Below are 13,002 nucleotides of genomic sequence, written 5' to 3'. Positions count from 1 at the left end.
GAACGCCTCGCGGCGCGCCAGGCCGCCGCCAATCCGCTTCCCGACATCGTCTTTCCCGAGGCGCTGCCCGTCTCCGGCCGGCGCGACGAGATTGCGCGCGCCATCGCCGGCCATCAGGTCGTCATCGTGAGCGGCGAGACCGGCTCGGGCAAGACCACTCAGCTTCCCAAAATCTGCCTCGCGCTCGGCCGCGGGCTTGGCGCGGGCGGCACCGGCCTGATCGGCCACACCCAACCACGTCGGATCGCCGCGTCGGCCACCGCGCGCCGCATCGCCGACGAACTCAACACCCCGCTTGGCGACATCGTCGGCTTCAAGGTGCGCTTCAACGACACCTTGTCCCACGGCGCGTCCGTCAAACTGATGACCGACGGCATTCTGCTTGCCGAGACGCAGACCGATCCGCTGTTGCGCGCGTACGACACCCTCATCATTGACGAGGCGCACGAGCGCAGCCTGAACATCGACTTTCTGCTCGGCTACCTCAAGCAGTTGCTGCCGCGTCGGCCCGACCTGAAAGTCATCATCACGTCGGCCACCATCGACGCCGATCGCTTCGCCCGCCATTTCGGCACGGGCGAGGGCGACCACCTGCGTCCAGCGCCGGTCATCGAAGTGAGCGGGCGCCTGTACCCCGTGGAAGTGCGCTACCGCCCGATCCAGGACGATGCGCGCATCGCGAACGCGCTGGGGCGCGAAGGCAGCCGCGCCAGCGCGCGCGATCGCGAACGGGACCTGATGGACGGGATCGTCGACGCCGTCGACGAACTGTGCCGCGAAGGCGCCGGCGACGTGCTCGTCTTCCTGCCCGGCGAGCGCGAAATCCGCGAGGCGGCCGAGTCGTTGCGCAAGCATCATCCGCCGCACACCGAAATTCTGCCGCTCTTCGCGCGCCTCTCGGGTCCCGAGCAGGAGCGCGTGTTCAAACCGTCCAACGCGCGCCGTATCGTGCTGGCCACCAACGTGGCGGAAACCTCGCTCACGGTGCCGGGTGTTCGCTACGTGGTCGATGCCGGTACCGCGCGCGTCAAGCGATACTCGTACCGCAACAAGGTCGAACAACTACAGATCGAGCCGATCTCGCAGGCCGCCGCCAACCAGCGCGCGGGGCGCTGCGGCCGCGTGGCCGACGGCGTGTGTATTCGTCTGTACGACGAAGCCGACTTCCAGGCGCGCGCGCGCTTCACGGATCCGGAAATCCTGCGCTCGTCGCTTGCCGCCGTCATTCTGCGCATGCAGTCGCTGCGGCTCGCCAAGGTCGAGGAATTCCCGTTCATCGAACCGCCGCCCGGCCGGGCCGTTGCCGACGGCTATCAACTGTTGGGCGAACTCGGTGCGGTCGACGACACCAACCAGCTCACCCCGCTTGGGCGCGAACTGGCGCGTCTGCCGCTCGATCCCCGCGTGGGCCGCATGATTCTGGCGGCGCGCGACCAGCAGTCGCTGCGCGAAGTCCTCATCATCGCGAGTGCGCTGGCCGTGCAGGATCCGCGTGACCGCCCCCTCGAAGCGCAGGACGCCGCCGACAACGCCCATCGCAAGTTTGCCGACGAACGCTCCGAATTCCTCTCGTGGCTCAAGATCTGGCAGTGGTTCGAAGAGGCGATCGCGCACAAGAAGTCGAACCGGCTGCTCGGACAAGCCTGCCGCGACAACTTCCTGTCGCAATTGCGCCTGCGCGAATGGCGCGACGTGCATAGCCAGTTGCTCACCGTCGTGCGCGAACAGGGATGGCGCATCAACGCGTCGGAGGCGACTTACGAGCAGGTGCATCTTGCCTTGCTCGCGGGCCTGCTCGGCAACATCGGCTGCAAGGCCGACGACGATCCGCATTTCCTCGGCGCGCACGGCATCAAGTTCCACATCTGGCCGGGATCGTCGCTCGTGAAGAAGGCCGGGCGCTGGGTGATGGCCGGCGAACTCGTCGAGACGAGCCGGCTCTACGCACGATGCATCGCCCGGATCGAGCCGGAGTGGATCGAACGCGTCGGCAAGCACCTGGTGAAGACGTCGCTCTCCGATGCGCATTGGGAGAAGAAGGCCGCGCAAGTCGTGGCGTACGAACGCGGCATGCTCTATGGCCTGACGATCTATGCGCGCCGACGGATGAACTTCGGCCCGCGCGATCCGCGTCGCGCCCGAGAAATCTTCCTGCGCAGTGCGCTCGTGGAAGGCGAATGGGAGACCAAGCTCCCGTTCTACGCCCACAATCGCAAGCTGATCGCCGACATCGAGCAGCTCGAACACAAGTCGCGCCGCCAGGACGTGCTTGTCGACGACGAACTGATCTACGCGTATTACGATGCCCATGTCCCCGCCGATCTCTACGACGGCGCGAGCTTCGAGCACTGGTATCGCGAAACGGCCAAGGGCTCGCCGAAGCTGCTCTACCTCGTGCGCGACGATCTGATGCGTCACGAGGCAGCGGGCGTCACGACCGACTTGTTCCCGAAGAAGACGGCCATTGCGGGCATCGACATGGTGCTCAGCTATCACTTCGAACCGGGCTCGCCGCGCGATGGCGTAACGCTCGCCGTGCCGCTCTACGCGCTCAATCAGGTCGACGCGCGCCGCTGCGAATGGCTGGTGCCGGGCATGCTCAAAGAGAAGGCGCACCTGCTGATGAAGTCGCTGCCGCAGAAGCTGCGGCGTCACTTCGTACCGTTGCCCGAGTTTGCGGCCGGCTTCGTCGACCGGGCGGCGTTCGGACAGGGCGCGCTGCTCGATGCCCTCATCGCCGACGCGCGCGAACAGACCGGCGTCATGCTCAAGTCCAGTGACTTCAAGTTCGAAATGCTTCCGGCGCACCTGTCGATGAACTTCAAGGTGATCGACGAACACGGGCGTCAACTCGGCATGGGACGCAATCTCCCGCAACTGCGTGCCGAACTCGGTCAGCAGGCGCAGCGCACATTTCAGCAGTTGGCGGCGAAGAGTGGCGCGACGCCGACCCGTGGTTCCGCCGTCGAGCCCGACGCACATGGTGCATCGGCGACGACGTCGCCGGCGGCGCGCGGCGAGGCGCGTGGTGCGGGACGGGCGGGCACGCAGGCAGCGCCTTCAGCGGCCGCTGTCGAGCCCGGCCGCTACGACAACCTCACGGCGTGGAGCTTCGGCGAACTGCCCGAGATGCTGGAAATCCGTCGCGGCGGTCAGACGTTGTTCGGCTACCCGGCCTTGGTCGAGCGCGGCGATCACTGCGATCTCGAAGTGTTCGACGATCCGCACGAAGCGCAACGGCAGCATCGCGCGGGTCTGCGTCAGCTCTTCGCGATTCAACTGCGCGAGCAGGTGAAGTATCTGGAGAAGAACATCCCGGGCCTGCAGCAGATGGCGATGCAGTACATGAACCTGGGGACGCAAGAAGCACTGCGGGAGCAGATCGTCGATCTGGCGCTGGAGCGTGCGTGCCTTCAGTTGCCTTGGCCGAGCGATAACGCGTCGTTCGTCGCGCGCAAGGACGAGGGGCGGGGACGCCTCACGCTGCTCGCGCAGGAGATCGCGCGGCTGGCCGGACAGATTCTCACCGAGTACGCGACCTTGCAGAAGAAGCTGGCCCAGGCCAAGCCGTTCGCGCAGGCGTATGCGGATCTGACGACACAGTTGCAACGGCTGATCGGCAAGCGGTTCCTGATCGACACGCCGTACGCGCAACTGGCGCATTTCCCGCGCTATCTGAAGGCGATGGCCGGACGTATCGACAAGCTCAAGGCGGATCCGACCCGCGACGCCCGCGCCATGAGCGAACTGGGGCCGTTGCTGCAGAACTGGCAGCGGGCGACGTCGCAACGCCGCGATCAGGGCGACGCGCGACTCGAGGAGTTCCGCTGGCTGCTCGAGGAGTTGCGCGTCTCGCTATTCGCGCAGGAGTTGCGCACGCCCATGCCGGTGTCGGTCAAGCGTTTGCACAAGGTTTGGGAGGCGTTGCAGCGCTGACGTGCAGGGGGCGCGGCCGTCGTGCGCAACGATGGCTGCGAGCGCTGCGATCTCGTTGATCCCGGCGAGCGTCGCGGACTTGGCGACCAAGCTGATTCGGGGGATGCCAACCCACGCGTGCAATGACGGCGTTCGGCCCCGACGCCAACCCCCGACACCATTTCGATGGGACATCCGCTTGCCGGTTTGCGCTACGTCAGAAAGTGTCGAAATTATGTTTCGATACGTAAAAAAAGGTGCGCCGGACGCGCGTTGACGGGGTGTTCCCGGCCTACAATGGCGAGTCGCTACGACGTATCGAGAACGGGCGGTCCACGCGCCGTTTTCGCCACTTTTCCTGCCTAATTTTCTCCCGAGAGACGCTGCAATGCGCAAACTGCTGATCGCTGCCGGTCTGGTGGCTTCCTTCGGTCTGGCGGCGCTCGCTGCGCCGGCCACGGCTGCGGCGCCGGCGCCCGACAGTGTCGTGGTCGTGCTCAACTCGGCCGACGCCAGCGTCAGCCTGATCGACAAGGCGACGCAGAAGGTCATCCAGACGTTCCCGGTTGGCAAGGAGCCGCATCATCTCATGGCCACGCCCGACAATCAGTCGCTCATCGTGGCGAATTCGGTCGGCAACAACCTCATCTTCCTCGACCCGAAGACGGGACAGGTCCAGCGCAAGATCGAGAACGTCGAGGACCCCTACCAGATTGGCTTCTCGCCGGACAAGAAGTGGTTCGTCGCCAACGCCCTGCGACTGGATCGCGTGGACGTGTATCGCTATGACGGCAAGAACCTGAGCGTGGCGCAGCGCATTCCCCTCAAGAAGATGCCGAGCCACCTGGTCTTCACGCAGGACAGCAAACTTGTCTTTATCTCGTTGCAGCAGTCCAACGAGATCGCCGCCATCGATCTGGCCACTCAGAAAGTGCTCTGGACGATGAAGGTGGGCGACAGTCCGGCAGGGGTGTGGCTCACGCCGGGGGACAAATACCTGCTCGTGGGAATGACCGGCGCGGACTATGCCGCCGTGGTCGACTGGCGCAATCAGAAGGTGATCAAGACGATCCCGACGGGCAAGGGGGCGCACAACTTCCGATCGCTCGCCGATGGCAGGCACGTACTGATTTCGAATCGCGTGTCGAGCACGATCAGCATCGTCGATCAGGAGGCGCTCACGAACGTCGGCAACATCACCGGCCTGCTGCCGGGACCGGACGACATGGAACTCTCGGCCGACCGGAAGACGCTGTGGGTGACGTTCCGTTGGGCCCGCAAGGTCGGCATCATCGATATGACGCAGCGCAAGCTGATCAACACCATTCCGGTCGGACGATCCCCTCACGGGATCTATTTCTTCGACCGCGCCCCGGTGCTGTAACATCGGGACATCGCGACGAGGGCGCCACACCGACCGAGCGTCCCCGCTCGGGGCGCACGGTCCTCAACGCGATGGATTCCGATTCTCGTCCTGACGGCACCGACCGTATTGATACTGCATGAATGACATTCTTCGCGCGCTGGGCCGCGCGCTCGTGAGCCTGTTGCATCCGCGCATGCTGTGGCTCACCGCCATGCCCTTTGTGGTCTCCGGCCTGATCTGGGGCGCCGTGATCTGGTTCGGCTGGGTGCCGTTCACCGATTTTCTGCGCGTCTGGCTCGAACAGTGGCAGTTCACGCAATGGATCTACCGCTTCTTCGGCTATTTCGGCATCGATAGCGTGCGCATGGCGCTCGCGCCGTTCATTCTCGTCGCGCTGCTCATCCCGCTGATCGTGGTCACGGCGCTGCTGCTCATCGCGGGGTGGTCGATGCCCGCGGTGTTGCGTCACCTCTCGCGTCGCCACTACATTCATCTGGAAGCGCGGCAGGGCGGCTCGTTCTGGGGCAGTCTCGGTCAGTCGCTGGGCGCCACCGTGGTCTTTCTAGTCGCCGCGCTGCTCACGCTGCCGCTGTGGCTCGTGCCGCCGTTCTTCGCCATCGTGCCGCCGTTGTTATGGGGCTGGCTGACGTATCGCGTAATGACGTACGACGCGTTGGCGTATCACGCGAGCGCCGAGGAGCGTCGCCGGATCGTGCGCGAGCGGCGTCTGCCACTGCTGGTGATCGGCGTGGCAACCGGGCTGCTCGGCTCATTGCCGACGCTGCTGTGGGTGTCGTCGGTCATCATGATCGTGATGTTCCCGGTCATCGCGCTGCTGGCAATTTGGCTGTACGTGGTGATCTTCATATTTTCAGCGTTGTGGTTCGCGCACTATTGCCTGCGGGCATTGTCGCGATTGCGCGCGGCCGAGGCGGCGCGTCACGAGCCGATGCTCGGGGCAACGCTGTTGCCTGTGGCGAGCCCGCCGTCGCGAGAGAGCGAGGACCTGCCGCCTGCGTTGCCGCCGGGACGAGGGTCGTCGAACGGTTCGCCGTGAAAGTGGCACAATCGTGTGACTGCGCGCTGCCGCCGGGCGGCGCCGCGCGCTCCCCCCAGGCCCTGACGACAAGATAAAGGAAGCATCATGGCGGTCGGCATCATCATCATCGGCGACGAGATTCTCTCCGGGCGCCGTCAAGACAAACATCTCCCCAAGATCGTCGAACTGCTCACCGAGCGCGGCATGCAACTCGGCTGGGCCGAATATGTGGGTGACGACCCTGAACGCATCACGGCCACGCTGCGACGCACGTTTGCGAGCGAGGATATCGTTTTCGTCACCGGCGGCATCGGGGCGACGCCCGACGATCACACGCGTCAGTGCGCCGCGGCGGCACTCAATGTCCCGCTCGTGCTCACGCCGGAAGCCGAGGCGCTCATCATGGAGCGCATCGCCGACACCAGTCCCGACGGCCGTGCGGACATGAGCCAGCCCGATAACCGGCATCGTCTGAAGATGGGCGAGTTTCCGGTCGGCGCGCGTGTGCTACCGAATCCGTACAACAAGATTCCGGGGTTCTCGGTCGAGCGGCATCACTTCATGCCGGGATTCCCGGTCATGGCGTGGCCGATGATGGCGTGGGTGCTCGACACGGACTACGCCGAGTTGCATCACCTGACGAAGCACGCCGAGCGATCGGTGCTGGTGTTCGGGTTGGCCGAGTCGACATTGACGCCGCTCATGGAGGCCATCGAAGCCGAATATGGCGGCGTGAAAGTGTTCAGTCTGCCCAGCGTGGGCGACGCGCAGCGTGGCGCGATCTACGCGCGCCGACATATCGACCTGGGCGTGAAGGGCGACCCCGCACTGGTTGGCGCGGCGTTCGAGCGACTGATTGCCGGGGTGAATGCGCTGGGCGGCGAGATCGTGCATCCGACCGAGGCGCTCGCACTGCCCGAGGGCACGCTGCCGTCGGGCAATTGACGGGCGGGCGGTACTGCCGCGAGAGCGCATAAAAACGGCGCTTGCCTGTGAAGGGCAAGCGCCGTTTTTCGTTGCCGGCGCGCACGGCGGGAACCATGCGCGCCCTGCGCGCCGGTCAGAATCCGGCGAGCACGAGTTTGCCGATGGTGCGTCCGCCTTCGAGCTGCGCGTGGGCGCGGCGCAGGTTTACCGCGTTGATCGGGCCCAGGACCTCGCCCACCGTCGTGCGCAGCGTACCCGCATCGACCCGGCGTGCCACTTCGGTCAGCAGCGTGTGCTGCGCGATCATGTCCGGCGTTGCGAACATGGCGCGCGTGAACATGAACTCCCAGACGAACGTGGCGCTCTTGTTTTTGAGCAGACCGATGTCGAGCGGACCCGCATTCTCCACGATGGAGCAGATCTTGCCTTGTGGGGCGACGACCTGCGCCATGGCGGGGAAATGCGCGTCGGTGTCGTTCAGGCACAGTACGAAATCCACCTGTGGCATGCCGATCGACTGCAGCTGCGCCGGAATGTCCTGGGTATGGTCGATCACGTGTTGCGCACCGAGTTGACGACACCAGTCGGCCGATGCCGGGCGCGACGCGGTAGCGACGATGTGCAGATGGGCAAGGCGTCGCGCGAGCTGAATGGCAATCGAGCCGACGCCGCCGGCACCGCCGACGATGAGGATCGACTTGCCCTCATCGCCGCCGTCGGGAGCGATGCCAAGGCGGTCGAAAAGGGCTTCCCACGCCGTGATCGTCGTGAGTGGCAAAGCAGCGGCGCCCGCGAAGTCGAGCGACGTGGGCATGTGGCCGACGATGCGTTCGTCGACAAGATGGAACTCGCTGTTCGCGCCTGGGCGCGTGATGCTGCCCGCGTAGTACACCGGGTCGCCAACCTTGAAGAGGGTGACGTCCGGGCCGACGGCTGCGACGGTGCCCGCCGCATCCCACCCCAATACGCGCGGCGTGGCTTCGACCTTATCTTTCGGGGCGCGAACCTTGGTGTCGACCGGGTTCACGGAAATCGCTTCGACCTTGACCAGCAGGTCGCGCCCCGCGGGTGTTGGCGTCGGCAGCTCGATGTCTTCGAGCGACTTCGGGTCGTCAATCGGCAGGTAATGGGTCAATCCGACGGCTTTCATCTGTTTTCTCCTGAATAGGCGGGGCGCAGCCGGCAGTGCGCCGGCGACACCCCCGATGCGATAACGAGAGACTAAGGCTAGTCGATTGCTTTGATAATTCGCATAATGCGGAAAAGATCTTTTGGAGATTCCATCAAATGGCATTGGATCTCGATACCGTGGCGTTGTTCGTGCGCGTGGCGGCGCTCGGGAATGTGTCGGCCGCGGGGCGCGAGCAAGGGCTGTCTCCGGCCACGGCCAGTACGCGCCTGACACAACTCGAAGGTGTGCTCGGGGCACGGTTGCTGCATCGGACGACACGCAGGGTGGCGCTCACGCAAGAGGGGGAAGCCTTTCTGCGAGACGCGCAGACCTTGCTCGCGGCCGAGGCGCAAGCGATGGCAAGCGTTGGGCAGGGGCACGCAGCGCCTCAGGGGCGTTTGCGGGTGTCATGCTCCTCGTCGTTCGGGCGTCAGCATGTTTCCCCCGCCTTGTCGGCCTTCCTGGCGCGCTATCCGGGGATTTCGCTGGACTTCCGGCTCACGGATCGGGTTGTCGACCTGATCGAGGCCGGCATGGATCTCGCGATTCGCGTCGGGGCGTTGCGTGACTCGACGCTCGTTGCTCGCAAGCTCGCCCCGAATCGCCGGACATTGTGTGCGTCGCCCGCGTACCTCGCGGCGCGCGGCGCGCCGAAGCACCCAGGCGAGCTTGCCGCGCACGACTGCCTGATTCTGGGGGAGCAGCGCGATTGGCGGTTCGTGACGCCTGGTGGTCCGCTGAGCGTGCGTGTCAGCGGGCGTCTGGCGTCGGATAACGGGGAAGTGCTGCGCGACGCGGTTTTGGCGGGCCTGGGCATTGCGCTCAAGTCCACGTGGGACGTCGGCGCGCATCTGCGCAGCGGGGCGCTGGTGCCGGTGTTGCCCGCCTACCCGCTCGCGGAGGAGGTGGCGATCTGGGCCGTCTACCCGAGCCGGGCGTTCGTGCCGCCGAAAACCCATGCGCTGATCGAATTCCTGCAGGCGCGCTTTGGGCCGGCGCCGTATTGGGATGACGGCGACGACCCATCGGCTGGCCTATCGAGGCCGTAACGCGACGAAGCGTCAGTGCAGGTGATGGGGCCGCGTGAGTTGTGCGCCGGCGTCCTCGTGACCGATCGCCGGGCTGGCGTGGTGAAGCACAAGGCGCCAGCCATCGGCTTCCTTCATGTAAACGTTCGTGGCGAGCACGAAGGCGTAACGGGCTTCGGGACGGGTCTCGACCTGTACCTGTTCCAGCACGTTATGGACCGCGCACAGCGGATTGCGCGCTACCTGGAGATGACTGGCCGTGACGTGCAATCCGTCCTTGGCAAGAATCTGCTGCCAACTCTCGCGAACCGCCGCCGGGCCGACGTGGCGGGGCCCTGCCGGGTGAATGCAGACGATTTCCTCGTCTTCCGACCAGACGTCCATCAGCGTATCGGTATCGCCGGCGCGCAGCGCTTCGTAGTAGGCGTGCTCGGCGTCTTCCGGACTTAGAAAAATGGCAGCGGGCATAACGGCAGCCTCCGACGGGGTGGAGCGCCAGGCAATGGGGGCGCCTGGAGAACGCGCCGATTATGGAGCGTTTGCCGGGGCTTGTCGAACGTCGGGAGGGCAAAATCGCGCCATCGCGCGCGACGCTTGATCTGGCGCAACACGACGCGGGGGCGGGGCCGTTAGCGTATCGGTAACATCCGAGGCAGGGATGGCGGGTGACGGCGCACTGGCGGGAGCTTCAGCTGCGGGGACGCTCGTGCGTCCCCGTTGGCGGGTGTCAGCAGGGAACGCCGGCGAGTTCGTGCAGCGCGGCGGCGTCGATGATCTTGACGTGGCGCTGCCGGATTTCGATCATGCCGTTTTGTGCAAAGCGTGAAAACAGGCGGCTGACGGTTTCAAGCTTGAGGCCGAGGAAACTTCCGATTTCTTCGCGGCTCATGCGCAGCACGAATTCATGGGCGGAGTAACCGCGCGCGGACAGCCGCTCGGACAGGTTGAGCAGGAAGACGGCCAGACGTTCCTCGGCACGCATGGTGCCGAGCGCGAGCAGTTGCTGGTGCTCGTTGCGGATTTCCTGACTCATCAGGCGGTGCAACTGGCGTTGGAGCGATGGCACTTGACGCGACAACGTCTCCAGTTCGCCGAAGCGGGCGATGCACAGCTCGCTGTATTCGAGCGCGATGGCGGTGCTCGGGTGATGGTGGTCGGCCACGGCGTCAAGGCCGATGAGTTCGCCCTGGAGGTGGAAGCCGACGACTTGCTCGCGGCCGTCGGGGGCCGTGACGCAACTTTTGAGCGAACCGAAGCGAATGCCGTAGACAGCGTGCAGATCGTCGTTCGCGTGGTACAGCACGTCGCCTTTCTTGAGGCGGCGGCGCTCGCTTACCAGTGCGTCGAGTCGTTCCAGCTCGGGTTCCGGAATGCCGACCGGCAAGCAGAATTGCCCGAGCGAACATGTGGAACAGCGGGGCTGAGCGATGGGAGTGCGACCGTTTTCTGTGGTCATGAGGGCCCCTGAAGTTTTTTGGAGAGTCTATCATGGTGCGTTGACCTATCGTTTTCCCTTTCCGCACGTCGGAATGTCGACGAGGCTTTACGGGCGTCGGTGTTTCAGTAATAATTGCGCACATACCGGACGTCCGTCTCGCCGCACAATCGGCCTGGGCGTTTTCCCGGCAGGTCGTTTCGAAGCATTCAGGTCGCGCCGCCGTCACTACGACCGAACACAATCGGGCGCGCGCTTATGCGAAGCGGTTACGACCGTTTCTCGTGTTCCAAGCATCCATTTATTCCTGATACCGGGTCGCCAAGCCCCCGGTCTGCTTAGTCGCACATGAATACCCAAGAGGCGAAACTCGTCCTCGAGACCGCGTTGATTTGCGCGCAGGAGCCGCTCAAGGTCGGCGATCTGCGCAAGCTTTTCAATGACGCCGTGTCTGGCGACACGGTGCGCGCGCTGCTCGAGGAAATCCGCGTGCAATGGGATGGCCGAGGTGTGGAATTGGTGGCGTTGGCCACCGGCTGGCGTTTCCAGAGCCGTCCGCGCATGCGTGAATACCTTGATCGCCTGAATCCAGAGAAGCCGCCGAAGTATTCGCGAGCGGTGATGGAGACGCTGGCGATCATCGCGTACCGTCAACCGGTCACGCGCGGCGATATCGAGGAGATTCGCGGCGTGACGGTCAACACACAGATCATCAAGCAACTCGAGGATCGAGGCTGGATCGAGGTGATCGGGCATCGAGATGTGCCGGGACGCCCGGGTCTGTACGCCACGACCAAGGACTTTCTCGACGATCTGGGGCTGCGGGCGCTTGATGCGTTGCCGCCGCTCGAAGATCCGGCCGCACAGGCGCAGATCGACTTGCTCGCGCAGCAGAACATCGAATTCGGCGAACGTGCCGAGGCCGACGCGGGGGATGACGCGATGTCCGATGACGTGCCTGTCGCCGATGCGCAAGCGCTGGCACGTCTGGCGCAAGCGCGTGCCGATGACCTGCCGCTTGCACAAGGGCTGCCCGAAGATCAGCGCCCGCCGCCGGGCGAGGGCGACGGGCCGACGGAAGACGCGTTGCTCGACGCCGTGATGGCGGAAGGCGAAGGCGATGATGGGGTGACAGTCCCGGTCGAGGCGCCGGCGGAGATTGAGCCGGTAGACGCTGAACGGGCATCGCTCGCGGAACTCGCGGGCGCGGCGCACGTCAGTGAGCAGGTCGACGCGGTGCATGACGATGCGACGCAAGCGAAGTCTGGCGACGGCGAGGCAGATCAAGGGCCGGTGTCCTCCAGTGCCGCAATGTCGGTGGAGGTCGCGCAGGACAAGGAATTTTCCGAAGAATCGGAGTCTGCGGTGTCGGTCGGCGACGATCCGCCGCAAGATGCGCAGGATGTAGCGACGTCGGCGGCAGATCCCGCGGCGTCGGTAACACAAGAGGTTTCCCCGCACGCTGCCGACTCGGCAGCGAACGAACCCGCCACCGGGCAGCCCCTGTCCGGTGAGGGAGATGACGACGAGAGCGACGGGGACGACAAGAGTCTCGTCACGGGCACCTGAGGCGTCGGCGCATCGCGTCGCGCGCACCAGCAGGGCCGTTAGCGATAAGAACGAAGTCGCGGCAAGCATTTGCCGCGCATTCATGGTGCGAACACGGATCGGGGCAGCCATTTACGCCTGCCCGCGACGATCCCGTTTTCCAATGAGGTTGTGTTGAAACAAATCGAAGAATCCCAGGACCTGCACGCACGCGATGCTGGTGCCGAAGCCCGTGCGCCGGAAGGCGAGGGCGGCGACGAAAAAGCATCGCGCCGCGGCTTGCGCCGTGGTCCGCGCAGTCTGATTGCCCGCCGTCGGGCGGCTCAGCAATCCAAGCGTGAAGGCGAGGACGGCGGCGCAGGTGAATCTGCCGCGTCGGACGCCCCACGCGGGGAACCGCACGGCGATGCGCCGCAAGCTCAAGCATTGGGCGCCGACGGTGCACCGTTGGCCGCTCAGGCGCGAGGCCGCAATGCCGCACCCCGTAAGCCGCGTAGCGGCAAGCGTGACGGTGCCGCACAGTCCTCGCCGCCGGCGCAGTCGGCGCAAGGCGATGGCAGCGCAGCCAGCGGT

General features: G+C 65.2%; 9 protein-coding genes and 1 pseudogene. 7 read left to right on the top strand and 3 right to left on the bottom strand.

Features of this window, described 5'->3' with window-relative positions; translation table 11 throughout:
* Positions 1-45 precede the first annotated feature (45 nt).
* The 4 genes from hrpA (at position 46) to A985_RS0100035 (ending at position 7,265) form a co-directional block, all read left to right on the top strand.
* The gene (gene hrpA / locus A985_RS0100050) at positions 46-3,936 is read left to right on the top strand and encodes an ATP-dependent RNA helicase HrpA (RefSeq protein WP_083902139.1); all 3,891 of its coding nucleotides are present in this window, start codon (positions 46-48) and stop codon (positions 3,934-3,936) included.
* 367 nt (positions 3,937-4,303) lie between these two features.
* Positions 4,304-5,299: a beta-propeller fold lactonase family protein gene (locus A985_RS0100045; RefSeq protein WP_017231391.1), complete on the top strand. Its 996-nt coding sequence runs from the start codon at positions 4,304-4,306 to the stop codon at positions 5,297-5,299.
* A 118-nt stretch (positions 5,300-5,417) separates the two neighbouring features.
* Positions 5,418-6,338, top strand: a complete 921-nt coding sequence (locus A985_RS0100040; RefSeq protein WP_017231390.1) for an EI24 domain-containing protein — start codon at positions 5,418-5,420, stop codon at positions 6,336-6,338.
* A gap of 87 nt (positions 6,339-6,425) precedes the next feature.
* Positions 6,426-7,265 carry a molybdopterin-binding protein gene (locus A985_RS0100035; RefSeq protein WP_017231389.1) on the top strand — a complete coding sequence of 280 codons (840 nt, stop codon included), beginning with the start codon at positions 6,426-6,428 and terminating at the stop codon, positions 7,263-7,265.
* Between the two features lie 115 nt (positions 7,266-7,380).
* Here the strand turns inward: A985_RS0100035 and A985_RS0100030 are convergent, their stop codons facing one another.
* Positions 7,381-8,397 (bottom strand): zinc-binding alcohol dehydrogenase family protein, encoded by a 1,017-nt coding sequence (locus A985_RS0100030; RefSeq protein WP_017231388.1) that lies wholly within the window; start codon positions 8,395-8,397, stop codon positions 7,381-7,383.
* A 137-nt stretch (positions 8,398-8,534) separates the two neighbouring features.
* On the opposite strand from A985_RS0100030, the gene A985_RS0100025 reads away from it, so the two are divergent.
* On the top strand, positions 8,535-9,467 hold the full coding sequence (locus tag A985_RS0100025) for a LysR family transcriptional regulator (RefSeq protein ID WP_017231387.1): 933 nt from the start codon (positions 8,535-8,537) through the stop codon (positions 9,465-9,467).
* 12 nt (positions 9,468-9,479) lie between these two features.
* Here the strand turns inward: A985_RS0100025 and A985_RS23610 are convergent, their stop codons facing one another.
* The gene (locus A985_RS23610; protein WP_051060029.1) at positions 9,480-9,902 is read right to left on the bottom strand and encodes a nuclear transport factor 2 family protein; all 423 of its coding nucleotides are present in this window, start codon (positions 9,900-9,902) and stop codon (positions 9,480-9,482) included.
* 271 nt (positions 9,903-10,173) lie between these two features.
* Positions 10,174-10,902 (bottom strand): fumarate/nitrate reduction transcriptional regulator Fnr, encoded by a 729-nt coding sequence (gene fnr, locus A985_RS0100015; protein ID WP_026131483.1) that lies wholly within the window; start codon positions 10,900-10,902, stop codon positions 10,174-10,176.
* A gap of 327 nt (positions 10,903-11,229) precedes the next feature.
* Here fnr and scpB point away from each other — a divergent pair, with 327 nt between their 5' ends.
* Positions 11,230-12,450: an SMC-Scp complex subunit ScpB gene (gene scpB / locus A985_RS28815; protein ID WP_017231384.1), complete on the top strand. Its 1,221-nt coding sequence runs from the start codon at positions 11,230-11,232 to the stop codon at positions 12,448-12,450.
* 153 nt (positions 12,451-12,603) lie between these two features.
* Positions 12,604-13,002, top strand: a pseudogene (locus A985_RS28810) (23S rRNA pseudouridylate synthase B); the annotation flags it as partial.

The sequence above is a fragment of the Pandoraea sp. B-6 genome (assembly GCF_000282835.1).
GTDB classification, from domain to species: domain Bacteria; phylum Pseudomonadota; class Gammaproteobacteria; order Burkholderiales; family Burkholderiaceae; genus Pandoraea; species Pandoraea cepalis.
This window is presented reverse-complemented; position numbering and strand designations above follow the sequence as displayed.

Coding starts and splice junctions, on each gene's coding strand:
- A985_RS0100030 (WP_017231388.1), bottom strand. CDS start 8,397: ATGAAAGCCGTCGGATTGACCCATTACCTGCCGATTGACGACCCGAAG.
- A985_RS0100045 (WP_017231391.1), top strand. CDS start 4,304: ATGCGCAAACTGCTGATCGCTGCCGGTCTGGTGGCTTCCTTCGGTCTG.
- fnr (WP_026131483.1), bottom strand. CDS start 10,902: ATGACCACAGAAAACGGTCGCACTCCCATCGCTCAGCCCCGCTGTTCC.
- A985_RS0100040 (WP_017231390.1), top strand. CDS start 5,418: ATGAATGACATTCTTCGCGCGCTGGGCCGCGCGCTCGTGAGCCTGTTG.
- scpB (WP_017231384.1), top strand. CDS start 11,230: ATGAATACCCAAGAGGCGAAACTCGTCCTCGAGACCGCGTTGATTTGC.
- A985_RS0100035 (WP_017231389.1), top strand. CDS start 6,426: ATGGCGGTCGGCATCATCATCATCGGCGACGAGATTCTCTCCGGGCGC.
- A985_RS0100025 (WP_017231387.1), top strand. CDS start 8,535: ATGGCATTGGATCTCGATACCGTGGCGTTGTTCGTGCGCGTGGCGGCG.